Origin of the sequence: Pedococcus sp. NPDC057267, from assembly GCF_042668795.1 — a bacterium.
GTDB lineage: Bacteria > Actinomycetota > Actinomycetes > Actinomycetales > Dermatophilaceae > Pedococcus.
Genome location: NZ_JBHUYG010000049.1, coordinates 1 through 24323, shown reverse-complemented (window position 1 = coordinate 24323; position 24323 = coordinate 1). Strand labels below are relative to the sequence as shown.

At 70.0% G+C, this 24323-nt stretch carries 29 protein-coding genes and 1 tRNA gene; 15 read left to right on the top strand and 15 right to left on the bottom strand.

The annotated features are described in order from the left end of the window. Positions 1-19: 19 nt before the first annotated feature. From ACFUC1_RS11985 to ACFUC1_RS11975, 3 genes are all read right to left on the bottom strand, one after another. Positions 20-619: an isochorismatase family protein gene (locus ACFUC1_RS11985; RefSeq protein WP_379119964.1), complete on the bottom strand. Its 600-nt coding sequence runs from the start codon at positions 617-619 to the stop codon at positions 20-22. Positions 620-628: 9 nt separating this feature from the next. Beyond that, positions 629-1888 (bottom strand): kynureninase, encoded by a 1260-nt coding sequence (locus tag ACFUC1_RS11980; RefSeq protein WP_379119962.1) that lies wholly within the window; start codon positions 1886-1888, stop codon positions 629-631. A 137-nt stretch (positions 1889-2025) separates the two neighbouring features. Beyond that, positions 2026-3351 carry a nicotinate phosphoribosyltransferase gene (locus tag ACFUC1_RS11975; protein ID WP_379119960.1) on the bottom strand — a complete coding sequence of 442 codons (1326 nt, stop codon included), beginning with the start codon at positions 3349-3351 and terminating at the stop codon, positions 2026-2028. A 22-nt stretch (positions 3352-3373) separates the two neighbouring features. Between ACFUC1_RS11975 and clpS the strand changes: the two genes are divergently transcribed. The 6 genes from clpS (at position 3374) to ACFUC1_RS11945 (ending at position 6911) form a co-directional block, all read left to right on the top strand. Continuing rightward, on the top strand, positions 3374-3664 hold the full coding sequence (clpS, locus tag ACFUC1_RS11970; protein ID WP_379119958.1) for an ATP-dependent Clp protease adapter ClpS: 291 nt from the start codon (positions 3374-3376) through the stop codon (positions 3662-3664). Beyond that, on the top strand, positions 3665-4333 hold the full coding sequence (locus tag ACFUC1_RS11965) for a DUF2017 domain-containing protein (protein WP_379119956.1): 669 nt from the start codon (positions 3665-3667) through the stop codon (positions 4331-4333). It abuts the gene before it with no gap. A gap of 74 nt (positions 4334-4407) precedes the next feature. Next, positions 4408-5232 (top strand): glutamate racemase, encoded by an 825-nt coding sequence (gene murI / locus ACFUC1_RS11960; RefSeq protein ID WP_379119954.1) that lies wholly within the window; start codon positions 4408-4410, stop codon positions 5230-5232. Then, a complete protein-coding gene (locus tag ACFUC1_RS11955) occupies positions 5229-6020 on the top strand; it encodes an MBL fold metallo-hydrolase (protein WP_379119952.1) in 792 nt (263 codons plus the stop codon). The genes murI and ACFUC1_RS11955 overlap by 4 nt, the downstream gene beginning before the upstream one ends. A gap of 10 nt (positions 6021-6030) precedes the next feature. After that, positions 6031-6525, top strand: coding sequence for an ASCH domain-containing protein (locus ACFUC1_RS11950; RefSeq protein ID WP_379119950.1), 495 nt, complete (start codon positions 6031-6033; stop codon positions 6523-6525). 14 nt (positions 6526-6539) lie between these two features. Further along, positions 6540-6911: an MBL fold metallo-hydrolase gene (locus tag ACFUC1_RS11945; RefSeq protein WP_379119948.1), complete on the top strand. Its 372-nt coding sequence runs from the start codon at positions 6540-6542 to the stop codon at positions 6909-6911. A gap of 34 nt (positions 6912-6945) precedes the next feature. Here ACFUC1_RS11945 and ACFUC1_RS11940 read toward each other — a convergent pair whose 3' ends face one another. Continuing rightward, positions 6946-7746 (bottom strand): deoxyribonuclease IV, encoded by an 801-nt coding sequence (locus ACFUC1_RS11940; protein ID WP_379119946.1) that lies wholly within the window; start codon positions 7744-7746, stop codon positions 6946-6948. Positions 7747-7791: 45 nt separating this feature from the next. Between ACFUC1_RS11940 and rph the strand changes: the two genes are divergently transcribed. Continuing rightward, positions 7792-8559 (top strand): ribonuclease PH, encoded by a 768-nt coding sequence (rph, locus tag ACFUC1_RS11935; protein ID WP_379119944.1) that lies wholly within the window; start codon positions 7792-7794, stop codon positions 8557-8559. Positions 8560-8567: 8 nt separating this feature from the next. Next, complete coding sequence (rdgB, locus tag ACFUC1_RS11930; protein ID WP_379119942.1) at positions 8568-9176, top strand: RdgB/HAM1 family non-canonical purine NTP pyrophosphatase; 609 nt, start codon at positions 8568-8570, stop codon at positions 9174-9176. 37 nt (positions 9177-9213) lie between these two features. Here the strand turns inward: rdgB and ACFUC1_RS11925 are convergent. The 3 genes from ACFUC1_RS11925 to ACFUC1_RS11915 all read right to left on the bottom strand — a co-directional run bounded on the left by ACFUC1_RS11925 (position 9214) and on the right by ACFUC1_RS11915 (position 10654). After that, positions 9214-9294, bottom strand: a tRNA-Leu gene (locus ACFUC1_RS11925). A 25-nt stretch (positions 9295-9319) separates the two neighbouring features. After that, a complete protein-coding gene (locus ACFUC1_RS11920; protein ID WP_379119940.1) occupies positions 9320-9658 on the bottom strand; it encodes an HNH endonuclease signature motif containing protein in 339 nt (112 codons plus the stop codon). A 258-nt stretch (positions 9659-9916) separates the two neighbouring features. Next, entirely contained in the window at positions 9917-10654 is a 738-nt protein-coding gene (locus ACFUC1_RS11915; protein ID WP_379119938.1) for a DUF6994 family protein, read from the bottom strand. A gap of 247 nt (positions 10655-10901) precedes the next feature. Here ACFUC1_RS11915 and ACFUC1_RS11910 point away from each other — a divergent pair, with 247 nt between their 5' ends. Further along, positions 10902-11717 carry a hypothetical protein gene (locus tag ACFUC1_RS11910; RefSeq protein ID WP_379119936.1) on the top strand — a complete coding sequence of 272 codons (816 nt, stop codon included), beginning with the start codon at positions 10902-10904 and terminating at the stop codon, positions 11715-11717. A gap of 257 nt (positions 11718-11974) precedes the next feature. Then, on the top strand, positions 11975-12871 hold the full coding sequence (locus ACFUC1_RS11905; RefSeq protein ID WP_379119934.1) for an oxidoreductase: 897 nt from the start codon (positions 11975-11977) through the stop codon (positions 12869-12871). Positions 12872-12946: 75 nt separating this feature from the next. On the opposite strand, the gene ACFUC1_RS11900 is transcribed toward ACFUC1_RS11905, so the two are convergent. From ACFUC1_RS11900 to ACFUC1_RS11885, 4 genes are all read right to left on the bottom strand, one after another. Then, positions 12947-14050 (bottom strand): MBL fold metallo-hydrolase, encoded by a 1104-nt coding sequence (locus ACFUC1_RS11900; RefSeq protein WP_379119932.1) that lies wholly within the window; start codon positions 14048-14050, stop codon positions 12947-12949. Continuing rightward, positions 14043-14627 carry a MarR family winged helix-turn-helix transcriptional regulator gene (locus ACFUC1_RS11895; protein ID WP_379119930.1) on the bottom strand — a complete coding sequence of 195 codons (585 nt, stop codon included), beginning with the start codon at positions 14625-14627 and terminating at the stop codon, positions 14043-14045. The genes ACFUC1_RS11900 and ACFUC1_RS11895 overlap by 8 nt, the downstream gene beginning before the upstream one ends. 17 nt (positions 14628-14644) lie before the next feature. Beyond that, positions 14645-14923 (bottom strand): hypothetical protein, encoded by a 279-nt coding sequence (locus ACFUC1_RS11890; RefSeq protein ID WP_379119928.1) that lies wholly within the window; start codon positions 14921-14923, stop codon positions 14645-14647. Positions 14924-15285: 362 nt separating this feature from the next. Next, positions 15286-16905, bottom strand: a complete 1620-nt coding sequence (locus ACFUC1_RS11885) for a DUF726 domain-containing protein (RefSeq protein ID WP_379119926.1) — start codon at positions 16903-16905, stop codon at positions 15286-15288. Between the two features lie 520 nt (positions 16906-17425). Here ACFUC1_RS11885 and ACFUC1_RS11880 point away from each other — a divergent pair. Continuing rightward, a complete protein-coding gene (locus ACFUC1_RS11880) occupies positions 17426-18454 on the top strand; it encodes a magnesium transporter CorA family protein (protein WP_379119924.1) in 1029 nt (342 codons plus the stop codon). Positions 18455-18601: 147 nt separating this feature from the next. Further along, on the top strand, positions 18602-19324 hold the full coding sequence (locus ACFUC1_RS11875; RefSeq protein WP_379119922.1) for a DUF72 domain-containing protein: 723 nt from the start codon (positions 18602-18604) through the stop codon (positions 19322-19324). 23 nt (positions 19325-19347) lie between these two features. Here ACFUC1_RS11875 and ACFUC1_RS11870 read toward each other — a convergent pair whose 3' ends face one another. The 4 genes from ACFUC1_RS11870 to ACFUC1_RS11855 form a co-directional block, all read right to left on the bottom strand. After that, entirely contained in the window at positions 19348-19647 is a 300-nt protein-coding gene (locus ACFUC1_RS11870) for a hypothetical protein (RefSeq protein WP_379119920.1), read from the bottom strand. A gap of 396 nt (positions 19648-20043) precedes the next feature. Beyond that, positions 20044-20382, bottom strand: a complete 339-nt coding sequence (locus ACFUC1_RS11865; RefSeq protein WP_379119918.1) for a hypothetical protein — start codon at positions 20380-20382, stop codon at positions 20044-20046. Positions 20383-20557: 175 nt separating this feature from the next. Beyond that, complete coding sequence (locus ACFUC1_RS11860) at positions 20558-21157, bottom strand: response regulator (protein WP_379119974.1); 600 nt, start codon at positions 21155-21157, stop codon at positions 20558-20560. Then, positions 21157-22356 (bottom strand): sensor histidine kinase, encoded by a 1200-nt coding sequence (locus tag ACFUC1_RS11855; protein ID WP_379119916.1) that lies wholly within the window; start codon positions 22354-22356, stop codon positions 21157-21159. The genes ACFUC1_RS11860 and ACFUC1_RS11855 overlap by 1 nt, the downstream gene beginning before the upstream one ends. Positions 22357-22518: 162 nt before the next feature. On the opposite strand from ACFUC1_RS11855, the gene ACFUC1_RS11850 reads away from it, so the two are divergent. The 3 genes from ACFUC1_RS11850 (at position 22519) to ACFUC1_RS11840 (ending at position 24292) form a co-directional block, all read left to right on the top strand. Continuing rightward, on the top strand, positions 22519-23007 hold the full coding sequence (locus ACFUC1_RS11850; RefSeq protein ID WP_379119914.1) for a DUF6326 family protein: 489 nt from the start codon (positions 22519-22521) through the stop codon (positions 23005-23007). A 63-nt stretch (positions 23008-23070) separates the two neighbouring features. Beyond that, complete coding sequence (locus ACFUC1_RS11845) at positions 23071-23661, top strand: TMEM175 family protein (protein ID WP_379119912.1); 591 nt, start codon at positions 23071-23073, stop codon at positions 23659-23661. Positions 23662-23668: 7 nt separating this feature from the next. Continuing rightward, positions 23669-24292 (top strand): DUF1684 domain-containing protein, encoded by a 624-nt coding sequence (locus ACFUC1_RS11840; protein ID WP_379119910.1) that lies wholly within the window; start codon positions 23669-23671, stop codon positions 24290-24292. The last annotated feature ends 31 nt before the right edge of the window (positions 24293-24323 follow it).

The window sequence follows — 24323 nt, the reverse complement described above, 5'->3', positions numbered from 1 at the left end:
CGTGTCGAGGACCGTGTGCTCAGGCCCCCACCGGCTCACCGGTGAGGGCGACACCCGCGCCCGCGAGCTCGTCGAGCGCCGCCGCGGTGGTCTGTGGGGCCACGCCTGCGGTGAGGTCGAGCAGGACCGTCGTGGCGAAGCCTTCGCGCGCCGCGTCGAGCGCGGTCGCCCGGACGCAGTGGTCGGTGGCGATGCCGACGACGTCGACCTCCTCGACCCTGCGCTCGCGCAGCCACTCCGCGAGGCCAAGGCGCCGGTCGCCCTCGACCGTGGAGCCCTCGAACCCGCTGTATGCCGCGCTGTGCTGGCCCTTGCGGAAGACCGCGTCGACGTGCTCGAACGCCTCCTCGGCGCCGGGGTGGAACAGCGCGCCGTCGGTGCCGACGCGGCAGTGCGCCGGCCAGGAGTCGACGAAGTCGGGGGCGTCGCTGAAGTGCGCGCCCGGGTCCTCGTGCCAGTCGGCGGTGGCGACCACGGCGGCATACTCACCGTGGTGCTCGCGCACGTGGGTGCTGATCCGGCGCGCGACCTCCGCACCGCCCGCCACGGCGAGGGAGCCGCCCTCGCAGAAGTCGTTCTGCACGTCGACGAGGACCAGGGCGCGGCGGGCGGGTGCCATGGCGCGACGCTACTGGAAGGCGTCGATCCGCTCGACGGTGTCGCGCAGCGCGGACATGCCGTCGACGACCTCGGCGAAGCTGGTCGACAGGGGCGACAGGCCGATCCGGATCCCGTCAGGGTCGCGGTAGTCGGGGATGACGCCCTCCTCCCAGAGCGTCGCCGTCACGGCCCGGAAGCCGCGGCGCCGCAGGGTGACGTGTCCGCCGCGCAGGTCGGGGTCGCGCGGGCTGGTCACCTCGACCCCGAGCGGGGCGAGCTCGGCGTCGGCGATGCGCAGCACGAACTCGGTCAGCTCCACCGACTTGGCGCGGATCGCGGCCATCCCGGCCTCCTCGATGAGGTCCAGCGTCGTGTCGAGCGGGACCATCGCGAGGATCGGAGGGGTACCGGAGACGAAGGACCGCAGCCCGGCGGCGGGCTCGTACCCCGGCCCCATCAGGAAGGCGTCGCGCCGGCCGAGCCAGCCCCAGATCGGCTGCTGCAGCGCGTCCTGGTGGCGGGTCGCGACGTACGCCCAGGCGGGCGCACCCGGGCCGCCGTTGAGGTACTTGTAGGAGCAGCCGACGGCCAGGTCCGCGCCCCACGCGTCGAGCTCCGCCGGCACCGACCCGACCGTGTGGCTGAGGTCCCACAGGACGACGCCGCCGGCGTCGTGGACGGCCTCGGTGATGCCGGCGCCGTCGGCGATGTGGCCCGACCGGTAGGCCACGTGGCTGAAGACGACCAGGCCGGTCTGCGGGCCGACGACCTCGCGCACCTGCTCGAGGGTCACCCCGGCGGCCGGGTCGGTCTCGATCCACCGCAGGGTCAGGCCGCGCTCGGCGGCGATGCCCTCGAGGACGTACCGGTCGGTGGGGAAGTTGTCGGTGTCCAGGACGACCTCGGTGCGCCCCTGCGCGGCCATGGCGTCGACGGCGGCCCGGCAGAGCTTGTAGAGCAGCACGGTGGTGGAGTCGCCGACGAACACCTGGCCGGGACCGGCGCCCAGGCACACCCGTCCGAGCCGGTCGCCGACCTGCATCGGCCAGTCGAGCCACGCCTCGTCCCAGGAGCGGATGAGCCGGTTGCCCCACGGGCCCGCGACGAACTCGGTGAGGCGCCGCTGCACGTCGGCGACGGGGCGGCCGAGGGAGTTGCCGTCGAAGTACGCGACGAGGTCGCTGCCCTCGGGGGCCAGGAACCGGTCGCGGAAGCCGGCGAGCGGGTCGCGGGCGTCGAGCTCGGCGGCCTCGGCGCGGAAGTCGGCGGGAGCGTCCTGGGCGGTCATGACCGCATCCTACGGACGGCCGTGCCACGGCGGGGAGGCGTCCGGACCACCCGTCGGGAGGAGCCCGGACCGACCATCGGGGAGGAGCCCGGACCGCCCGTCGGGCGGGCGTGCCCGGGCGGGCGGGCGGCCTGCCCTCAGTCCTCGTAGACGGTCGGGATGGCGGGCTCTCCCCGCTGCAGCCTCAGGGCGGCGGCGGGGAGCTCGGCCCGGGACTCCCGGTGCCGGGCGCGCGCCGCGTCGAGACCGGTGTGGGGACCGGCCACGACCTCGCCGCGCCTCATGAGCGGGACGAGGAGCTCGCGGTCGTCGCCGTCGTCGGCTGGGCGCTCGCCGATCCCGACCACCTCGGCCTCGGCGACCCCGCGGGAGTTCCGGCGGCGCAGGGCGTACTTGCGCCCGGCCACCGACGCCTTGTCCTTGCTCCGCTTCGCCACGCCGACGAGCTCCCCGCTCGCGTCCTCGCGTGCGACGAGCTTGTAGACCATCCCGGCGGTGGGCGCCCCCGATCCGGTGACGAGCGAGGTGCCCACTCCGTAGCGGTCGACCGGCGCCGCGGCCAGCGAGGCGATGGCGTGCTCGTCGAGGTCCGACGTGACGACGACCTGGGTGTCGGTGGCGCCGAGCCGGTCGAGCTGGGCGCGCACCTCGCGGGCCTGCGCGAGCAGGTCGCCCGAGTCGATCCGCACGGCACCCAGGCCGGGGCCGGCCAGCTCGACTGCCGTCTCCACGGCCCGCGTGACGTCGTAGGTGTCGACGAGCAGCGTCGTCGCCTTCCCGAGGGAGGCGATCTGAGCCGCGAACGCGGCCCGCTCGTCGTCGTGCAGCAGCGTGAAGGCGTGGGCCGCGGTGCCCCCTGTCGGGACGCCGTACCGCCGGCCGGCCTCCAGGTTCGAGGTGCTGGCGAAGCCGGCGACGTATGCCGCCCGCGCGGCAGCGACCGCCGCCTCCTCGTGGGTACGTCGCGACCCCATCTCGATGCAGGGCCGCCCGCCGGCCGCGGCCGTCATCCGCGAGGCTGCGGAGGCGACGGCGCTGTCGTGGTTGAGGATGCTCAGCACGACGGTCTCGAGCACGACGGCGTGCGCGAAGTCGGCCTCGACCACGAGCACCGGCGAGCCGGGGAAGTAGCACTCGCCCTCGGCATACCCCCACACGTCGCCGTCGAAGCGGAAGTCCGCGAGGAAGGCCAGGGTGTCGGCGTCGACCACGTCGCGCAGCCACTCGAGCTCGGCGTCCCCGAACCGGAACGCCTCGATCGCCTCGAGCAGCCGGCCGGTCCCGGCGACGACGCCGTAGCGGCGGCCGTCGGGCAGGCGCCGGGCGAAGACCTCGAAGACGCAGCGCCGGGAGGCCGCTCCTGAGCGCAGCGCGGCCTCGACCATGGTGAGCTCGTAGTGGTCCGTGAGCAGGGCGCTGGTGGGGCGGGGATCCGGTGCGCTGCCGGGTGTTCGGGAGGTCACGCCGGCAGCCTATGGTGGTGCCGTGTCCATCGCCCCCGTCGAGCAGCAGAGCGCCTCGACCGACGAGGTGGCCGAGGTCGACGTCCCCTGGATCACGCTGGTGTGGAACGACCCGGTGAACCTCATGTCCTACGTGACGTTCGTCTTCCAGTCCTACTTCGGCTACTCCAAGGCCAAGGCCGAGCGGCTGATGATGGACGTCCACGTCAAGGGCCGCGCCGTCGTCTCCACCGGCTCGCGGGAGAAGATGGAGACCGACACCGAGGCGCTCCAGGGCTACGGCCTGTGGGCCACGTTCCAGAAGGACTCCTGAGTGGCCCGGGGTTTCAAGCGCCGTGACGGCCGGTATGCCGCGAAGCTCGACGCCGTCGAGCGCGGGCTCGTCGTCGGGCTGATGGAGCAGGTGCTGGAGCTGATCGCGCCGACGCAGCCGGACCCGGTGCGCGGCGGGCAGGCCGGGGGCCCGGGTGACGGCGCCCAGGGTGCCGACGGGCTGGACGAGTTCGACCAGATCGTGGCCGGGCTCGGCGGTATCGGCATGGGTGTCTCCCTGTCCGCCGAGGACCAGGTGCCCGAGCTCGGCGGGTCGGTCCCGCAGCCGCGCGACCCCGCGCTGGATCGGATCTTCCCGACCGCCAACCGGCAGGACGAGCAGGTGGCCGCGGAGTTCCGGCGGCTGACCGAGGACGGCCTGCGCTCGCGCAAGGCGGCCAACCTCTCGACCGCGATCGCCGCGCTGTCCGGGCTGCAGGACCAGAAGGTCAGCCTCGACCAGGAGGAGGCGCTGGCGTTGCTCGTCGCCCTCACCGACGTCCGGCTGGTGCTGGGGGAGCGGCTGGGGCTGCGGGCGGACGAGGACTTCGACCTGCTCGAGGAGAAGGCGCGCAGCCTGCCGAACGACGACCCGGCGGTGTACGCGCTCGCGGTCTACGACTTCCTCACCTGGCTGCAGGAGACGCTGGCGCACGCGCTGACCCCCTAAGTCACGCGCACGTGTGAGCAAGCAGACGGGGCGTCGGTGCCGGGCCACGCGCACCGCAGCCCTAGCCTTGACCCGTGGCTGATGCACCCATCGGGATCTTCGACTCGGGCTATGGCGGGCTGACCGTCGCCCGGGCCGTGCTCGACCAGCTGCCGCACGAGACCGTCGCCTACTTCGGCGACACCGCCCGCGCCCCGTACGGCCCGCGGCCCATTGCCGAGACCCGTGAGTTCGCCCTCGAGTGCCTCGACCGCCTCGTCGACCACGGCGTCAAGGTCCTCGTCATCGCCTGCAACACCGCCAGCGCGGCCGTCCTGCACGATGCCCGGGAGCGGTACGACGTCCCGGTCGTCGAGGTGATCCGGCCGGCCGTGCGCCGCGCCGCCCGGGCCACGCGCAACCACCGGGTCGGCGTCATCTCGACCAAGGGCACGCACCAGTCCGGCGCCTACCTCGACGCCTTCGCGGCTGCGCCGCACCTCGACGTGACGAGCGTGGCCTGCCCTCGGTTCGTCGAGTTCGTCGAGGCCGGGGTGACCAGCGGCCCGGAGGTGCTCGAGACCGCGCGCGAGTACCTCGCCCCGCTCGTCGAGCGCGACGTCGACACCCTGGTCCTCGGCTGCACCCACTACCCGCTGCTGACGGGCGCCATCTCCTACGTCATGGGCGACGGCGTCACCCTCGTGTCGTCCGCCGACGAGACGGCCAAGGACGTCTACCGCGTGCTCGCCGACCGCGACGCGCTGCGCCCGGCGGACCTGCCGCCGCCGAGCCACGGGTTCACCACCACCGGCGACGCCGAGGAGTTCCGCGTGCTCGCGCGCCGGTTCCTCGGGCCGGAGGTCGGCGACGTCTACGGCGGCTCGGTCGTCCGCCACTCCGCGGTGGTGGGCCGGTGAGGCTCACCGTCGTCGGCTGCTCCGGCTCCTTCGCCGGCCCCGACTCGCCCGCATCCTCCTACCTCGTTCAGGCCGAGCACGAGGGCCGGACCTGGTCGATCGTCCTCGACCTCGGCAACGGCGCCCTCGGGCACCTGCAGCGCCACGTCGACCCGGCCGAGCTCGACGCGGTCTTCATCAGCCACCTGCACCCCGACCACTGCGTCGACGTCACCGGCCTCTACGTCACCCGCAAGTACCGCCCGTCCGGCCCGGTGCCGGGGCAGCTGCCGATCCACGCGCCGACGGGGGCGGGGGAGCGGTTCGCGCTGATGTACCACGGCCTCGAGCACGGTGGCATGACCGCCGAGTTCGCCGTGCACGAGCTGTCCGACACGCTCGTCACCACGGTCGGGCCGTTGACCGTCACCTCGCACCGGGTCCACCACCCAGTCGAGGCGTACGGATTCCGGGTCGAGGCCGACGGCGCCGTGCTGGCCTACACCGGCGACACCGACTCCTGCGACGCGCTCACGCCCCTGCTGACCGGCGCCCACCTCGCCCTCGTCGACAGCGCCTTCGTCGACGACCGCGACACCGCCACCGGGATCCACCTGTCCGGCAGCCGGGCCGCCGCCGCCGCGGTCGAGGCCGGCGGGGTGGAGCGGCTGGTGCTCACCCACATCCCCGCCTGGAACGACCCGGAGGTCTGCCGGGAGCAGGCCGCCGCGGTGTGGGACGGCCCGCTCGAGGTCGCCACCTCCGGCGCCGTCTGGGAGATCAGAGCTCGGACTCCAGCCGGCGCCTAGGGTGGCGGGCATGAGCGAGCCCGTCCCGATCGACCACGCCGCGGGTGCGGCGATGTTCGCGGCCTTCCGCGAGGCGACCCCCGGCCTGCCGCCGGAGGACGACCTCGTCGTCGCCTGCTTCGGGGACAGCCCCGAGCTGGCCGACAAGCTCATCGCCTTCGTCGTCGACGGCCCCAAGCGAGCGACGGCCGGCCTGGTCGCCGGGTATGCCGCGGACGGCGAGTCCCTGCCGCGCATCGGCTCGCACTGGGTCGCCTGCGACGGGTCCGGGCAGCCGCGCGCCGTGCTGCGCGCCACCGAGCTGAGGGTCGGGCCGCTGCACAGCGTCGACGAGCAGTTCGCGTGGGACGAGGGCGAGTACGACCGGACGCTGGCGACCTGGCTGGACGGGCACCGCACCTACTTCCGGCGGGAGTGCGAGCGGATCGGGGTCGAGTTCTCCGACGACCTCGAGGTCTGCTTCGAGCGGTTCCGGGTCGTCTGGCCGCCCGACCTGGCCGACTGACCTACGCTGCCAGCATGGCGAAGTCGGCGACCGTCCAGCTCGCGCCCGGTGTGTGGCGCATCCCCCTGGTGGGGGACTACGTGAACGGGTTCATCGCAGGTGGCCTCGAGGTCGTGCACACGCCGGGGCACTCACCCGGCCACGCGGCATACCTGCACCGCTCGTCGGGGGTGCTGATCACCGGCGACTCGATCTTCAACGTGCGGGGGTTGCGCTGGCCGATCAAGTCGTTCTGCACCGACTTCCGGCTCACCCAGCGGACGGCGCACCGGCTCGCGGACCTCGAGTACACCACGGCGGCCTTCACGCACGGGCCGGAGATCCGGCTCACCGCCCGCGAGGAGATCCGCGGGTTCCTGGCGAAGCAGACGGTGCCGCGGGACTGACGCCCGGGGAGCGGCGGTCGGCGGTCGGCCTCGGTCAGAGGCGCTCGCGCAGCCAGTCGAGGTCGGCGATCTGCCCCTCGAGGCCGCCGCGGGTCTCGATGACGACCGGTGACCCGGCCGAGCGGACGGCGGCCACGAGCTCGTCGGGGTCGATCAGGCCCTCGCCGAGGTTGGTGTGGCGGTCGGCGCCGGAGTCGAACTCGTCGCGGCTGTCGTTGCAGTGCACGAGGTCGATGCGGCCGGTGATCGCCCGGACCTGCTCGGCCGCGGTGGCGAGGGGGATGCCGCCGGCGTGGGCGTGGCAGGTGTCGAGGCAGAAGCCGACGTTCTCGGACCCGTCGGCGGCGGAGATCGCCTCCCAGGTGCGGGCGATGCGGTCGAGCGTGCGCGCCATGGCGTTGTCGCCGCCGGCGGTGTTCTCCAGCAGCAGCGGCACCTTGAGGTCGGTGGCGTCGACGGCCTTGCGCCAGTTGTCGAAGCCCTTCTCGACGTCGGCCTCGGACTCGACGTGGCCGCCGTGGACGATGAGGCCCTTGGCGCCGACCTCGGCCGCTGCGTCGACGAACTGCTGGAGCAGCTTGCGGCTGGGGATGCGGATGCGGTTGTTGGTCGAGGCGACGTTGATCAGGTAGGGGGCGTGGACGTAGAGGTCGACGCCGGCCGCCTCGGCGGCCTCGCGCAGGGCGGCCGCGCCCCCGGCATACTCCACGACCGGTCCCTTGTAGCTCTGCGGGTTGCCGAGGAAGAACTGGCTGAGTCCCGCCCCGCGCTCCTGGGCGGCGGCGACCGGGTCGGTCGAGTCGACGTGGGCTCCCATGCGGACGGTGGCTGCCATGGGGCCAGCCTAGGGCGGCCCACCGACGCGGCTAGCCTTGGCCGTGTGACTGACACGACCACGCAGCAGGCCCGCCACGACGGACGCACCCCGGACGAGACCCGGGAGGTGCGGATCACCCGCAACTGGCTCGACCACGCCGAGGGGAGCGTGCTCGTGGAGTTCGGGCGCACCCGCGTGCTGTGCGCGGCGTCCTTCACCGAGGGCGTGCCGCGCTGGCTCAAGGGCAAGGGGACCGGCTGGGTGACGGCGGAGTACGAGATGCTGCCGCGCTCGACCAACACCCGCTCGGACCGTGAGTCCCGCAAGGGCAAGGTCGGCGGTCGTACCCACGAGATCAGCCGCCTGGTCGGCCGTTCGCTGCGCGCGATCATCGACACCAAGGCGCTGGGGGAGAACACGATCGTGCTCGACTGCGACGTGCTGCAGGCCGACGGCGGCACGCGCACCGCGTCGATCACCGGGGCGTACGTCGCCCTGGTCGACGCGATCGAGGACGCGCGTGCCAAGGGGCTCATCGCCAAGGACGCCAAGCCGCTCACCGGGTCGGTCGCGGCCGTGTCGGTGGGCATCGTCAACGGGCAGCCGGTCATCGACCTCGACTACCCCGAGGACTCGACCGCCGAGACCGACATGAACGTCGTCATGACGGGCGACGGCCGGTTCGTGGAGGTGCAGGGCACCGCAGAGAACGGCGCCTTCGACCGCGCGATGCTCGACGCCCTGCTCGACAAGGCGACCGTCGGGTGCGCCGCGCTCACGGCCGCCCAGCAGGCCGCGCTCGCGACGACGCCGCGCGCCCGCGAGCTGTGAGCGCTGCCGTGACCAAGGTCGTCCTCGCCACCCGCAACCAGCACAAGGTCGTCGAGCTGCGCCACATCCTGGCCGACGTGGTCGAGGAGCTCGGGCTCGAGATCGTCGGGGCGTCGGAGTTCGAGGGCGCGCCGGACGTGGTCGAGGACGAGGTGACGTTCGAGGGGAACGCCCGGCTCAAGGCGGTCGCCCTCGCGCGGCACACGGGGCTGCCGGCGCTCGCCGACGACTCCGGCTTGGCGGTCGACGTGCTCGGTGGCGCTCCCGGGATCTTCTCGGCGCGCTGGGCGGGACGGCACGGGGACGACCTGGCCAACCTGCAGCTGCTCCTCGACCAGCTCGCCGACGTCAAGGACGAGCACCGGGCGGCTGGGTTCGTCTGCGCGGCGGTGCTGGCACTGCCGGACGGGACGCTGCGGTCGGCGGAGGGCCACTTCCGCGGGACGCTGGCGCGGGAACCGCGTGGTGCCAACGGTTTCGGCTACGACCCGCTGCTCGTCGTCGAGGGCGACACGCGCACCGCGGCCGAGCTGAGCCCCGAGGAGAAGAACGCGATCTCCCACCGCGGCAAGGCGTTCCGCGCGATGGTGCCGCACCTGCGCGAGCTCCTTGGCTGACGGCCGCGGCGCCGGCACAGCTGCACGCCGCTACGCGTGCCAGAGGGGGGACTCGAACCCCCACGCCCTTGGGCACGGCATCCTAAGTGCCGCGTGTCTACCATTCCACCACTCTGGCTCGGTGAAGGAGTGTACGAGAGCGCTCACTCCTCCTCGGTGTTGCCACCCTTGGGAGGTGACCCGTATCTGCCCTTCTGGCGACCCGCATAGGTCGCGGTCTGGCTGTGACAGTTCGGGCAGAGGAAGCGCAGGTTGTCCGCTCGGTTGTTGTGGAAGTCACCGTCGATGTGGTCCACGTGCAGGGTCAGCGAGATGCCGCGCCAGACTCGACCGACACCACAAAGCTGGCACTCGGGCGAGACCCCCAGATGGAGCAGGGCCTTTCTGAGCTGTTCCGGCTTGCGACGCGGAGAGCCGAATGGGATGGGCGTCAGGATCGCCGCGACGTCCAATGGCTTGCGGACACCACCCCGGGAGCGCACGAAATGACTGGTGTCGAGTCCGTACTCCCGAATCCTCCGGGAGACGAGGGCATGGGTCCCCCCGGCCTGAGCCAACCCCAGGTACCTCAGAACGCCGGCGATGGAGTCCGATCTAGCAACCGCTGCCGTCAGGACCTCGTCTGTGTACCGCCTCGGTCTTCCCACCTCGACGACGGTATGAGAGGGCTCCGACAACGAACGGACGCCTGCCCCGGAGCGGCCCGGTCCCAGATCGGCAGGACCGATCGGCCGTGACCGTTACCGCTCATCAGCCGACAGCAGACTGGCGTGTCGATGGATGCGGGCGTTTCGAGCCGCGATGAAGGCCATTGATCGCGCCATGTAGGTCCGGTACTCCTCGACGCTCCCGCACGGCAGAGGGTCTCCGGTGAACTCGTCGAAGGTCTTGAGTTGGGTGACAGCCTCGTAGTCGCTGGCGACCAAGTCGTTGAGAAGGAAGTGATCGACGTACCCCCGGAAGTCACGGAAGAGCGCAAAGAAGTCACGGTGACGTCCAAGGACGTCGTCCAATGGGCTATCGAGGTACAGGTAGTGCCGTCGGATGCACTCGAGCGTCAGGTCAAAACGGTCGCGGATGGCAGGATGAATGCCGCGGGCCTGGTTGATGGACTGCGGTCGCTCTGCCGCGGAGCGCCTGCCCAGGGGGAAGACGAGAAAAGCGCCGACTGCGGACGCAGCTCGGTTGAAGGCCGCCACCTCCGCAGGGGGCGCAGCGCTGACCACGGTGAGCAGGCGGAGCGGACCCTTCCACCGTGCGTACGTCGCGACGATCGTGTCGCTGCTGAGCTGAAAGGAGCCGAGTTGGGACTCATGTCGCAACCTCGCGTCCAAAGAGAACGTGCCGCCGCTAGGCAACTGCCGACTCCACAGAACTTGGTGATAGAGCCGCAACGTCTTGCTGAAGATATCCGGATCCCGGTCACCCACCTCGGCTCGCAAGTCAAACGCCGTGTCTACGACCTGCACACCCTGCACGCGGCAAGATTAGGACCCACTGCCGACGTCAGCACGCGCTCCCTGACGCTGCGCAGCGATGTGACGGACCTAGCGAAAGGCCGACGTGGACGCTTCGGCCGCCCGATTCTTAAAGAAAGGGGGTGGACCGCCGGTTCTGCAGGGTCTAGGGGACCGCGAACGGTTATGCGGCCCGTGGCCGCATAGTTTGTCTGGTTTTGGCCGAACCCGAGGTGGTCATACCCTTCCATAGTTAATGTCTTCCGCTATGGACGACAGGTCTCAGGACAAGCTCTACTCGACCGCTCTTCAGACGATTGGTGCGGTCTCGAAGCTGCCTGTCGTTCGAGTCGACCGCGAGGCGTTCCTCCGTAAGCACTTCGCGGCCTCCCCGCACCTCGACGTAATCCTCGATTGTGGTCCTCAAACCGTATACACGGCTGAGTCGCTGCGGCAGAAGGCCAACGGGATCATCAAGAGCAGCGCCACCAAGACCTCCCTGACCTCCTTCGCTACGGGTCTTCCGGGCAACCCCGTCGTCATGGTCGCCGCTGGCGGCGCAGACGTCGTGCAGTACTTCGGGTTCGCCATCAATCTCGCCCAGCAGATTGCCTACCTTTTTGGCGAAGACGACCTCTTTGACGGCGGTGGGCAACTGTCAGAGGCCGCACAGATCCTCGGCGCCATGTTCGGCGCAGCTGGAGCAGCAGCGCTTGTGGCGCAGACCTCGAAGGCCGCCGGAGCAAACGTCGGCAAGAAGGTCGCGGCTCAGGCACTGACTAAGACAGCCTGGTACCCGTTGGTTAAGAAGATCGGGGCGCTGATAGGTAAGCAGGTCACGAAGAAGACCGTCGAGAAGACGATCACGAAGGCACTCCCCGTGGTCGGCGGGGTTGTGTCGGGTGGGCTGACGTATGTGACTTTCCGACCCATGGGGCACCGTCTCGCTGATGCGTTGTTCAAGAACCTGAACGGTGACTTTGACGATCGGCTCGAGCTGAGGGCCGAGTTCGCGGCGAGCCTAGACCCCGCGAGAGTTGCCGCGAGCAATGCGACTGATGGAGCCCGAGACGCAGCTGTCTGAGGTTCGGGAGCCTCGTCTGGAACGCGGCGAAGGGACGCACCCGTCGGGCGACCACCGAGCGAGGACTCGACCGCACATCTCACAGGTGGAGAACCGCGTGTGAGTGGTCGCTAAGCGCTCCACTTCATCCGGACGGTGAACGGGTCCGCGCCCCACGCCTCTGGGACCTGAAGACAAGGACTGACCACCGCACGGCATACGCTGCAAGGGCCGGCGATCACCCGCGGGCGCCGACGACCGACCCGCGGGAGTGGACCATGGCCTGGAAGCCCACCGAGATCACCGACCTGAGCGGCACGACCGCCATCGTCACCGGCGCCAACTCCGGAATCGGGTTCGTGGAGGCCCGGACTCTGGCCGAACACGGCGCTCACGTCATCCTCGCGGTCCGCAACCTGGACGCGGGCCGCGCGGCCGCCGCAAGGATCAACGGCAGCACCACCGTCGAAGCTCTCGACCTGGCGTCCCAGGAGTCGGTGCGCGAGTTCGCAGCGCGGGTCGACGGCCCGGTCGACCTGCTCGTGAACAACGCCGGCGTGATGGCGCCTCCGACGCGCCGGACCACCGTCGACGGGTACGAGCTCCAGTTCGGGACGAACCACCTCGGGCACTTCGCGCTGACGGCTCGGCTGCTGCCCGCACTGCTGGCGGCTCCCTCGCCGCGGGTGACGACCGTGGCCTCAGTGGCACACCACCAGGGTGACGCCCGGGTCGTCGACGGCAATCCCCCCGAGGACTACGACCCGAGGGTCTCGTACGGTCGCAGCAAGCTGGCCAACCTCCTGTTCGCGCTGGAGCTCCACCGCCGGGCCACTGCCGCGGGATCACCCCTCACGTCGACAGCGGCCCACCCGGGAGTGGCCGTCACCAACCTCGTCGCGAGTCGCGACGGCATGGGTGCGCGATGGATCGTGCGCACCTTTGCACCGCCCCTCATGCGCCTCGTGCTCCCGGGATCCGAGGGCGGAGCCGAGTCGATCCTGTATGCCGCGACTGCGGCTCCCGCGGGCTCGTACAGCGGGCCGCAGGGGCCGGGTGAGGTCCGCGGCAAGGTGGGCCCCGCGAAGCTCAGCTCGCTGGCGAGCGACCCCGACCTCGCCCGTCGACTGTGGAGCGTCAGCGAGGAGCTCACGGGCGTGCGGTTCGACATCTGAGGCGAAGACCGACCCGAGAGCCGTAGCGACCGGGTCCGCGGTGGAACCACACCGGCCCCCGGACGACTGCCGGGTCTAGGGCCTGATCCCGAACGGTCCCAGGGCGCCGGCGTCGATGCGCAGTGACTCGAACAGCGCGTGGGCGTTGTCGACGGTGAAGACGTCTGCTCCGGCGAGCGTGCCGAGGTACTTGTCGACGACGGGGGCGGCTGCTTGCTGCGCGGCCGTGTCCAGATAGGCCTTGAAGATCGCCCAGGCGTTGCCCGAGGGCCCGTACTTCTGGAAGAACGGAGTGGGGTCGAGGGACGCCAACGTCTGCTTGGTGCTTGCGTCCAGGTCCCGGATGTACTGTCGCTGCAGGTCGCCGTCGGCGCGGACTCCGAGGCGACCGAGGTGGCCGCCGACAAGGGTTGTCCAGCGGTAGCCCATGGCGGTGTCGTGTGCGCGCACCCAGCCTGGGATGTCTTGTGACACGGCCAGGCTCTTGAACGGCACCCACCCTGGGAAGAGGACGTCGACCACCATCAGCGTGCTTTGCCTTGGCGCGTAGATGAAGATGTTGTCCGGGGTGTGGTTCGGGCCGTGGTAGGCCAGCTCGAGCCGATCGGTGCCGAACTCGAGGACGTGCCGCTCCTTGAACGTCAGCGTGGGGGCCGGACGGTTCGGGTCGCCGGCCTCGAGCAGCAGCCGTCGGGTTTGCTCGTGTCCGACGCGGACCACGTCGTCGCCAAAAATGGAGGAGGCCCCGATGTGGTCGGCATGGAAGTGCGAGTACACCAGGTGGGTCACGGTCGACGGTGTACCGCTCTGGGCGGTGACGTGCTTGATCGCCCGCAGCAGGTTGTGACCGATGGTGGGAGGCGCGTCCACGACGACCACGCCGTGCGCGGTGGCGAGGAACATCGACTGGTAGAAGCCGTCGGTCACCCAGTACAGGTTGTCCTTGATCGGGCCGACGAAGTAGCCATCAGCGTTCAGCGCCGGACCGAAGGCACTCGGCGGAACGGGCGCGTACGACGGCAGGTCGTCGCCCGAGGCCCCGGTGGCGGGCGCTGCGCTTGCCGGGATGGCTCCCGGGCCGAGTATGGCCGCTGCGGCAGGCGCGGCGGCCACGAGCGCGGCGAGTCCGAGAAAACCACGCCGGTTGGGGCGCGTCGTGGTCTGCGGGATGTCAGTCATGGGGTGCTCCTTTCCGCTGGCGCGCCCTGGCCCTGCGTGGTTTCGCGGCTGCGGTGATCGAATCGAGGTCAAGAGTGGTGAGGTGTGCCGACAGTCGTGCGAGCAGAACGGTGAGCTGCTCCCGCTCGTCGGCGGTGAAGATCGAGAATTCTGCGGCGTGCAGCGCGGTCACCTCGGCCAGATACGCGTCGATCACCGGCTGGGCCGCATCGGTCAGCTCGATGAGCACGAGGCGGCGATCGTGGTCGGGCCGCACCCGCCGGACCAGACCCCGGCGTTCCAGGGTGTCGACCAGCGAGGTGATGCTCGCGCCGCTGACGAGCAGTCGTTCAGCGAGCACGTTCGCGGGCAACGGCTCGCCAGCACCTTCGATGGTCGCGAGGAGGATCCGCGCCGCCAGGGACAGGCCGTGCCGACGCAAGGCGCGGGTGTCGACATCGGTGAACCGACTCGAGGCGAGCATCAGGTTCTGCGCGCACTCGGTTGCCGATGGATCACCGGACGGGAACTCGCGGGCGAACGCGCGGCGGTCGACCCGCCTGGCAGTCGGCTCGTGCCCCCGGTCGGCCGGGGGCACGTCCGTCTGGGACCTGCTCAATAGTTGAGCTGCTCGGACGACTCGAGGTAGGCGATGTCGGGCGCACCCGTCACGCCGCCCTCGCTCATCACTTTGGGCAGAGCGGAATCAGAGGCGAACCCCTCGGCCGAGACGCGATCGGGGAAGTCGATCAGCACCGTCACCTGGTTGCCATCGTGGAGTACCCGGTGCCCGGTCGCGCCATGCTGGCGGCGGTTCGCCTCATGACCGTCGAAGACGTGCTTCCAGTCGTCGTAGCTGTCGACGGTGTGGCGCACGAGCAGTGTTGCCGTCATCTCTACCTCCTTGGTCGGCGGATCCCTTAGAGATCCAATCTTTAGACTTCTAAGGAATACGCTCGACGGGAGCCCTCGTCAATACGCAATTCGGCGTACCTGACGACGTGACGGTGCGCTGTCAACGAGCCCCGCAGCGGCGGCGAACGGCAGCCTTGGCTGGTCGAGCGGGCGTGTCGTCGACCGCGGCATGGGCGCGGCGTATGCCAACGTCAACGCTGACATCGGCCCGCAACCGCTGCGCTGGGCCGAACCCGCGGGTCGCGTGGTTCCGCGTATGGGGATGGTCGCGAGTGATCCTGTGCCCGCCTTGCGGCGGTATCACTCGCGCGATCGAAACCCCTCCGGGATGCGGCGCCTGGTCACTGCGCCAAGGTCACGGCCGATACGTATTCCGAATGATTCTTCACAAATCGGCTCACATTACGGTTCTTAATGCCCGGGAGCTTCGTGGCAAACCCCGTCTGGCCCGCCGCCACCTCACCCAGTTCGGCCAGGCTATACAGCCACCGCAGAACCATGTCGTTGCTGGACCAGTAGTTCCAAATATTCCCCGAACTAGACGCTTTGAGCGCACGCAAGTCACCCTCGCGCCCGACGGCTGCTCCCAGCATGTGCATCGACTCAATGCTGGGAGGACCAGAGCGAGTCCCAAGAGCTTGCGCCGCGGAAACCATCACGCGGGCTCCCAGACTGTGACCCATCAGCACGTATGGCCCCTCGTCGGTCCGTGCAATCAGCGACGCCAGGGCAGCGCCAGTCATGTCGGCTCGGGCCCGCGCCACCGTCCAGGGGTTGGTTGCGACACCGTGCGCGCCTAGCACCCAACCGATGCCGGGAAGGCCGTGTCCCTTGCTTCCACGCTTCGCCGCCTGGATGAGGATGGCCCTGACAGCTGCCTTCGAACCGCTAGACGCCAGGAGCGCCGTGAGGTCCTTCAGTTCCTTGGCACCCCAGTGCACTTGATAGACGGGCGCCTTCGGATACCGGGTGTCGATGAGGCGTTGCCACTCCGACCACGCGGAACGGCCCTGGGTCAGGAATCCTGTCGCGAAGACGACAGGATTCCCCGAACCAGGACGTACAAGCTCGATGGCGAACGACCGGTCGGCGCCTGTATATGCGGTCACTGTCGTGGCACCCAATGCGCCGCCCAAGGCGGTGCCCGTGGCAGTGACGACTGCAGTGCCGCCCACCATCCCCAAGCCTCCCGAAGCTACTGCGCCTCCGCCGAGCATGGCCAAGCCGTGGCTGGTGGCCGCGGCACCAGTCAGAGAACCGCCGAGCATGGAACTCCCGAGTGCTGCCCCCAGAGCGGGGGCAGCGAAAAAGGCCACGGGGGCTATGACGGCCGCAGCGCCAATAGTTCCTGCGGCAACCTTGGTGATGCGATCGGCGTTGCGCGACTCGTGCTTCAGGAACTCGCGATAGTCACCGAGAGTGTCCATGGTGGCATCCAGCTTCTGGAACCCTGGGACCTGATGGTGGTGCTCGGCGCAGTAACACAACGTGACGCGGGCGCTTGGCACGACGAGGGCATGGTGGGGGCAGCCGGGCACCGCACACTCGACGGTCGAGGTTCCGCATTCTTGGCAGAGATACGTGCCCATGGGACGGTCGGCTCCACGCACATGTTTGCGGGCCGCTCTCACAAAGCAACCGGAACACCATGCAGTGGTCGTCCTGTCATCGAGTCGCGCTACGAAGTCGGCAAGGGCAAGAAGTTCCTTGCGCTGCCTGTCAGCCGCCTTGCGGTGGCTGGCCCGCTTCTCTGGTGATCGCGAGCGCCGATAGGCAAGCTCGTTGGCCGCATATCCGAGATTGAGTGCGGTTAGCGCTACGTTGCTCATCAGCTCAGGGCTGCCGGTCAGCTGAGGTGCGGAGTCCTCAAGACTCGCCCCACGGACAAGCAACTCCAACCCATCGACGGCGAGCCGGCTCTCGAAACCGTGGCCTCGCGGCTTGTACTCAATCGTTGCCACACCCATCACCCCTGATCGCGCGTGGCACCGACGCTGCCACGTATCTCATTTCCCTAGCGGCTGCCACCGACCAGTCCTCATCGCCGCAAGGGATGTGCCGACGATGGAACGCAAGGTCCCGTTCGCGACAATTCGTAGCGCAACTAAGCCTCGCTCGTGGCCACATTTCAAGAAAGACAGGCTTGGCCGCCCCCGGAGCAAACGACCGAAACCCAGGGTCGGCCGATCTGCGGCGGAGTGGGGCGCTCTCAGTGGGCGCTATGGGGCGCACTTAGGGGGCGGTGGAGGCCAGGCGCGGTGGATGGTGTGCGTCGCCGCCCGCGTTGAGGCGCGCGGCCCTTGTCCACACCTTCATAACGTTGGCCGACGTCTTCCCACGTTGTGTGACTGGGTGTCGCCCTCGGACTGCACACCCGGCAGCGCCAAGGCCCTCCGCCCCGTGGCGTCGTCGAGGGAGGTCACGAAATCGGCCGGCCGCCTAGACTGAACAGAAAGCTATCCACCGGTCAGCGAGGCTGTCATGGATGTCTATGTGATCGATGAGTCCGGGTTGACGCGCCGCTGCGAGGAGGAGCTGCCCGAACTGCTCGTCGCCGGTGAGGGTGTGGTCTGGATAGACATCCCGCAGTGCCGCCTCCACGAGGCCGACGTGTTGGGCCGGGTGTTCGGCTTCAGCGAGATCGCGCTGCATGACTGCGTGCAACGCAACCACGTCTCCAAGATCCAGGCGTATGACGACCATGTGTTCACCGTCCTGCACGCCCCCCAGCTCGGCGAACACGGTCACGTGCACTACATCGAGCTGGACCAGTTCATGGGGGTGAACTACCTCGTCACGATCCACGGGCCGCTCAACCCCAAGGCCCCACCTTCCGCCGCCTTCCTGGACACCAATGCCGTGATGGAGCGGATCGAAGCCGGCAAGTTCCACCCCAGGACGGCGTTCGAGCTGTCGTCGGCGATCATCTCCGCGATGACCCGCCGGGAGATCGACATGATCGCGAGCCTTGCCGAACAGTCCGGACACCTCGAGAAGCGGGTGATGTCCGGAGAGGTCATGAAGGACTCCGAGGGGTTCCTGACGGACCTGTTCCAGGTCTGGTACGAACTGCTCGCCATCCGAACGATCGCCGTGCACAGCAGCGCGACCTACGACCGGATGGCGAGCTTGGCACGGTTCCTGCCAGCCGATCATGAGCCCCTCGTCGCCGATCTCGCCGACCGCTTCGAGATGGTGTCCAGCATGGCTGACGGGCAGCGGGAGTCGCTGCACGGGGTCATCGAGTTCTTCCAGACGCGGGTGAGCACGCACCTGACCATCGCCTCCGACGACCTGGCCCAGATCTCCGTCCAGCAGAACGACGACATGCGCAAGATCTCGGCGTGGGTCGCGATCATTGCCGTGCCGACAGCGGTTACCGGGTTCATGGGACAGAACGTGCCGTACCCCGGCTTCGGAACCGAGGCCGGCTTCTACGCCTCCACCACGGTCATGCTCGTCATGGCAATCGCGCTCTACGTCTTCTTCCGTCGCAAGGACTGGCTCTGACCGGGTACTGCCGGTCGTTGCGGAACAACGAGGTCGCTGGCGTGGCCGAGCCAGTGCGTGTCCCTTCAGGGATACTCGGCCGTGTGGCCGACAGGATCTTGCCCCGGGTTGTGGACCACGCTCGCGACACCCGGAACCGGTAGCGGGGTGGACGCTCGCGTAGGGCTGTGTGGTTGGACGGTCTCCCAGTCGTCGTATGTCCGACGGTTCCCGGTCGTCGAGGTGCAGCACACGTTCTACGAACCTCCCTCGGACGCCGTGCTGGCGCGGTGGCGTGCCCAGGTGCCCCCGAGCTTCGAGTTCACCATCAAGGCGTGGCAGGTCGTCACCCACGAGTCCGGCAGTCCCACCTACCGGCGCATGAAGCAGCCACTGCCCGACAGTGCACGGGGTCAGGTCGGAGCGTTCCGAACGACTCCCACGGTCCTTGCGGCCTGGCAGCGGACCCTCGAGTGCGCCCGGCTCCTGCGGGCCACCGCCGTGCTGCTCCAGTGCCCGAGGAGCTTCCGCCCGACGACCGACAACGTCGAACGGCTGCGCAGCTTCATCTCACAGGTGGAGAGGCCGGCCGGGTCGCTGCTGTGGGAACCCCGTGGCGACTGGCCCACCGATCTGCTTAAGGAGCTCTGCGCCGAGCTGGACCTTGTCCACGTCGTGGACCCCATGCAGGGCGAGACGGTCACGCCGGAAAGGACCTACTACCGGTTGCACGGCACGGGGGGCTCACGGCACGTCCACACCTATGAGGAGCTGCACCGGCTTCGAGACCAGATCGACGGCCGGCCCTCGCCGTACGTCATGTTCAACAACATCCCGCGCGTCCGCGATGCTGAGCGGTTCCTCGCCTTGCTCGCCGACCGGGCTGGGTGAGCCGACGCCCCCCCGCGCGCCACTCATTTCGCGGCGGGGGCAGCGACGACAGTCCAGCCGCCGGGGTTGGTGCCGATTCGAAGCAGCCTGATCGTGGTGTCGTGCGGGGACACGGTCGGCTCGGCGGACTGACGCACCAGCACCTTCGCCTGGTCCCCGTGAACCTCGCACCGGTCGACGACCGGACCTGACAGGTGCAGCACGACCTGGGCGAAGGCTGCGGCGGTCTCGCACGCGCTGAGGTGCCAGGGCTGATGTCCGCCGGCCCGGTAGGCGGTCTCCCAGGCCAGCACCGCGGACTCGGTGGTGAACGGCCAGAGCAACCTCGGCTCCTGAGCCGGGCTCGTGGTGGGTCGTGGTGGAGGGCCGGCTGCTCGGGTAGGGGGTCGGGAGGAAGGAACTGGCGTCGGGGTGCTCGGGGCGGATGGTGCCGTGGGACGTGCGAGGGCCGTCGGGCTGTCGGGGGTCCGGGCCGTGGTGGGGGTGGTATTGAGCTGGGCCGTCGGTGCGCCGTGCACGCTCAGTGCCCCGACCACGGACGTCAGGGCGAGGACCACTGCGGCAGTGGCGATCAGCCATGCACGTGTCGTGTGCGGGATTGCTCGCTTGATCGCCATGACCAGCCCCCGATCGTCATTTCGCTGACAAGGCAGAGACGCGGTGACAGGGGAGCGGGTTGACACACGCGCAGAGGGGTGACAACCCGAACCAGTGCGGGGTCAGGCGCCTTGCCTGGCTGCCAGGGCCTCGAAGTTCTCGAACAGCTGGGGCACCCCGTGCTTCTCCCGGGCCTTGGTAGCGGCAGGTCCCACCCGGGACCACATTCCCGCGACCCACAGCCAGTCCAGCACGAGTTCGGTGTCCATGACCCCGTTCTTCGTCAGGGTTCCGATGGTCTCGCCCCACGCGAGCACGCGCGACACCAGCACGTCCTCGACGGTGGCCGTCTCGGGGTCGAACCCATCCGCCCACACCGCTTGCTGGGCCTCTTCGAGACCCATCGTCGCGCCCCATTGCGCCAGCTGCACGAGCAGCGCAGCATCTTCGCGAGTCGCCATGTCATGACCTCCTGTGCGTGTCTCGGACTCATCGCCGCACGTACCGCGGGCGTTGCCGCACCATGAGGGCCTTCGCCGGGGGAGGTCCCCACTAGCAGAAGGATCTCGTCCGGGGTGGCGGCCTTGAACCCACATCCGCACTACTACACGCGCGTGCCAACTCTTTCGAGCTGCCCTAGTCGGCTCGCACTCGTCTGGTGTCGTGGGCCCACATCGCGACCTCCACGCGGTTGCGGGCACCGAGCTTGCTCATCAGCGAGGCGACGTGGCTCTTGACCGTGCTCAGCCCTACGAAGAGCTCGGCGGCGATCTCGGCGTTGGTGCGGCCTCGTGCCCCCAGCGTGAGCCCCTCCTCCTCGCGTCCGGTCAGCGGGTCGATGGGCTGGACCGGTACCGCCGGCACCTGGTCGGCAAAGGTCGCCAGCAGCCGGCGGGTGACGTTCGGGGCGATGAGGGCGTCGCCGTTGGCCGCCGCGTGGATGGCCTGCACCAGGAGCTCTGGCCCGGCGTCCTTGAGCAGGAACCCCCTGGCCCCGGCGCGCAGGGCCCCGAGGACGTACTCGTCGAGGTCGAAGGTGGTGATGACGACGACCGCCATCGGGTCGGTGACGTCCGCTCCGGCCAGCCGCCGGGTCACCTCGACGCCGTCGAGGCCGGGCATCCGGATGTCGACGAGGAGGACGTCGGGACGCAGCCGGGTCGCCACCTCGAGGGCGGCGGGCCCGTCCGCCGCCTCACCCACGACCTCGATTCCCGGTTGGGCGCCGAGGATCATCACCAGGCCGGCCCGGACGAGGTCCTGGTCGTCGGCCACGACGACACGGATGCTCGTGCCGGCGCCTCCACCGGCAGCACGGCCCCGACCACCCAGCCACCGTCAGGCCCCGGCCCCGCGGAGAGCGACCCGCCGAGGAGGTGGGCACGCTCGGTCATGCCCAGCAGGCCGAACCCGGGCTCCGGCGCTGCTCCCGGATCGGTCCGCCCGTCATCGCTGACCCGCAGCCTCCCGACGTCGCCCCCCCGGCACACGTGGATCCCGACGCGGGTCGCGCTCCGGGCATGCCGGACGGCGTTGGTGAGCGACTCCTGTGCCATCCGGTAGAGCGCTGCGTCCACGGGCGGTGCCAGCGGAGCCAGGGCACCGTCCAGCGACACCTCGACCATGGGCGGCGCGTCAGCGCGCGCCAGGGTCGGCAGGTCCGCGACACCCCGCTGCGGTGAGTACGCGACGGCGTCCTCCTCGCGCAGCACCCGCACCATGGACCTCATCTCCGCCAGCGTCCGCGACGCCTCGGACTCGATCGCGGCCAGGACCTCGGCAGCCTTCTCCGGCTGCAGCCCGGCAACCACGCGACCGGCCTGCGCCTGCACCGCGATGGCCGAGACGTGGTGCGCCACGGTGTCGTGCAGCTCGCGCGCCAGCGCCACCCGCTCCTCGTTACGGACCTCTCGCTGCTGCCGGCGCCAGAGGTCGGCGCGGTAGCGGAAGACCGCCGCGAGCGCGACGACGAACAGCAGGAGGGCAATCCCGCCGAAGAGCTCCGCCCACCCGACCGAGGCGGCATACATCCCCAGGGCGACGACGACCGTCACGGACGCCGTCCCGGCCACGGCCTCGCGTCCCGACCCCGACCGCACGAGCGAGTGCAGCAGGACCAGGACGGCCGTCATCGTGTCGAGCCCGACGTCCCCGTCGGGCGCGCCCAGCTGGATGACCGACAGCAGCCCGGCGACCCCCCACCCCACGACGGCGGCCACGAGGGGACGGTCCCGACGCCACGCCAAGGCAGGTGCGACCAGCAGGGCGAGGGCCACCACCGGGTACCGCCAGGCCAGGCCCGGTCGGAGGAGACCCTCGAGCAGGACGGCAACGGAGAAGGCCCCCGCCAGCACCCAGTCACGACGACCGACGGGTGGGGCGTCGGGAGACCTCGGCTCGTCCCACAGGGAGAGTCGGCGGCGGACGGTGACCACGGCTGCAGCCTAGGGAGGCGCGTGGCCGTGCGTACCCCCCGAAAGTACAAGAGGCGGACCGTGCCATCGGCCGGTCGAGGAGCGGCCTCCGGGCGGATGCAGCCACCACCACGACTCGGCGATCGTCGACCCACCGATCCCACCAGCGAAACGGAGCCCGCCATGACCACCCGCCAACCCACCACCACCCTCGAGGACCAGCGACTCCCGGTGAGGGCCAAGCTCGTCGCAGCGTGGACGAGCTTCGTGCTCCTCTACGCCTACGTGGACATCCTCGGCTTCTACACGCCCGGCACGATCACGGACATCCTCCGCGGCAAGGTCCACACGTTCGACCTCTCGCAGACCTTCTCGATCAGCGCGCTGACCCTCGTGTCCGTGCCGATCTTCATGGTCGTGCTGTCGGCGGCACTGGCACCCCGCGCCAACCGCATCGCCAACCTCGTCGTGGCCGCGCTCTACGTCGCCCCCACGGTCTTCAACGTGGCAGGCGGGACCTACCTCTACTACTACGGCTGGGGCGTCGTCCTGGAACTGGTCGTCCTCGCCCTCATCCTGCGCTGGACCTGGACCTGGCCCCGGACCGCGCCGTCAACGACCGGCCCGACGACCACCCGGCACGAGGTGGCTCCCGTCCATCAGCAGGCCTGACGTCGATGACCGGGCCCTGCCACGAGGGGACCCGCCCACCCCTGTGGTGCCTAGACTTCGCGCATGCGGACCGGGCGGCTCGAGGCGTTCAGCGACGGTGTCCTGGCGATCCTCATCACGATCATGGTGCTGGAGCTCAAGGTGCCGGAGGAGCCGACGTTCGAGGCGCTCCGGCCGTCCCTCGTGGGGCTGCTGACCTACCTGCTGAGCTTCGTCTACATCGGCATCTACTGGAACAACCACCACCACATGTTCCAGCTGGTCCGGTACGTCAGCGGGGCCATCCTCTGGGCCAACCTCGCCCTGCTGTTCATGCTGTCGCTGGTGCCGTTCACGACCGCGTGGATGGACGACACGCGCTTCGCCCCGCTGCCCGTGGGCGTCTATGGCGCCAACCTGCTCGCCGCCGCCCTCGCGTACTACCTGCTGCAGCTGGCGATCTTCCGGCGCGAGGGGCGCGACAGCCTGCTCCGCCAAGCCCTGGGGCGCGACCTCAAGGGCAAGCTCAGCCCGGTCGTCTACGTGCTGGGCATCCTCGGCACCTTCGTCTCGCCGTGGCTCGGCGTCGCCGCCTACGTCGCGGTCGCGATCACCTGGCTCGTCCCCGACCGCCGGGCCGAGCGCTTCGTGCACGACCACGCCCTGGAGGACTGAGCCGCCCATGACCGCCGTCGACGACGACCTCACCTACCCGCCGCCGCTCCGGGTCGCCTCGTGGCGCCGTGAGGTGCACTCCCTGTATGCCGCGGTGCGCGCCGAGCGCGAGCCGGCGGAGGCGCACGCCCTCTGGGTGCGAGGGCGGACCGAGCTGTTCGAGACCCACCCGGCATCGGCGCGGCGGCCGGGGCAGCGGCTGCGGCACGCGGCATACGACCCGGCCTTCCGGTTCACGGTGCCGGTGGTGCCGGCCGAGCTCGACGGCTGGAAGTTCACGACCGGCACCGACGGGGTCGTGCCGTTCAGCGGGATCGGCACGGTCACGCTGGGCGACCTCGGCGAGGTGGCCGTGTGGTGGCTCGACTCCTACGGCGGCGGGGTGTTCCTGCCGCTGCGCGACGGGTCGGCCGGGAGCGAGACGTACGGCGCCGGCCGGTACGTGCTCGACACGGTCAAGGGCAGCGACCTCGGCCGGGACGGGGAGGCTTGGGTCGTCGACCTCAACTTCGCCTACAACCCGTCCTGCGTCTACGACTACCGCTGGGTCTGCCCGCTCGCCCCGCCGGCCAACCGCATCGCGGCGGCGACACCGGTCGGCGAGCTGCTGCCCGAGGGCTACGACGCCTGACGCACGTCGGCCCGGGTCCGCGAGGGACCCG

Excerpts from the sequence above, each read along its gene's own strand:
- ACFUC1_RS11850 (WP_379119914.1), top strand. The coding sequence starts at position 22,519 with ATGACCACCCGCCAACCCACCACCACCCTCGAGGACCAGCGACTCCCG.
- ACFUC1_RS11980 (WP_379119962.1), bottom strand. The coding sequence starts at position 1,888 with ATGACCGCCCAGGACGCTCCCGCCGACTTCCGCGCCGAGGCCGCCGAG.
- ACFUC1_RS11900 (WP_379119932.1), bottom strand. The coding sequence starts at position 14,050 with ATGACTGACATCCCGCAGACCACGACGCGCCCCAACCGGCGTGGTTTT.
- ACFUC1_RS11940 (WP_379119946.1), bottom strand. The coding sequence starts at position 7,746 with ATGGCAGCCACCGTCCGCATGGGAGCCCACGTCGACTCGACCGACCCG.
- ACFUC1_RS11890 (WP_379119928.1), bottom strand. The coding sequence starts at position 14,923 with ATGACGGCAACACTGCTCGTGCGCCACACCGTCGACAGCTACGACGAC.
- ACFUC1_RS11910 (WP_379119936.1), top strand. The coding sequence starts at position 10,902 with ATGGACGACAGGTCTCAGGACAAGCTCTACTCGACCGCTCTTCAGACG.
- ACFUC1_RS11945 (WP_379119948.1), top strand. The coding sequence starts at position 6,540 with ATGGCGAAGTCGGCGACCGTCCAGCTCGCGCCCGGTGTGTGGCGCATC.
- ACFUC1_RS11905 (WP_379119934.1), top strand. The coding sequence starts at position 11,975 with ATGGCCTGGAAGCCCACCGAGATCACCGACCTGAGCGGCACGACCGCC.
- ACFUC1_RS11860 (WP_379119974.1), bottom strand. The coding sequence starts at position 21,157 with ATGATCCTCGGCGCCCAACCGGGAATCGAGGTCGTGGGTGAGGCGGCG.
- ACFUC1_RS11845 (WP_379119912.1), top strand. The coding sequence starts at position 23,071 with ATGCGGACCGGGCGGCTCGAGGCGTTCAGCGACGGTGTCCTGGCGATC.
- ACFUC1_RS11880 (WP_379119924.1), top strand. The coding sequence starts at position 17,426 with ATGGATGTCTATGTGATCGATGAGTCCGGGTTGACGCGCCGCTGCGAG.
- ACFUC1_RS11985 (WP_379119964.1), bottom strand. The coding sequence starts at position 619 with ATGGCACCCGCCCGCCGCGCCCTGGTCCTCGTCGACGTGCAGAACGAC.
- ACFUC1_RS11840 (WP_379119910.1), top strand. The coding sequence starts at position 23,669 with ATGACCGCCGTCGACGACGACCTCACCTACCCGCCGCCGCTCCGGGTC.
- ACFUC1_RS11865 (WP_379119918.1), bottom strand. The coding sequence starts at position 20,382 with ATGGCGACTCGCGAAGATGCTGCGCTGCTCGTGCAGCTGGCGCAATGG.
- ACFUC1_RS11950 (WP_379119950.1), top strand. The coding sequence starts at position 6,031 with ATGAGCGAGCCCGTCCCGATCGACCACGCCGCGGGTGCGGCGATGTTC.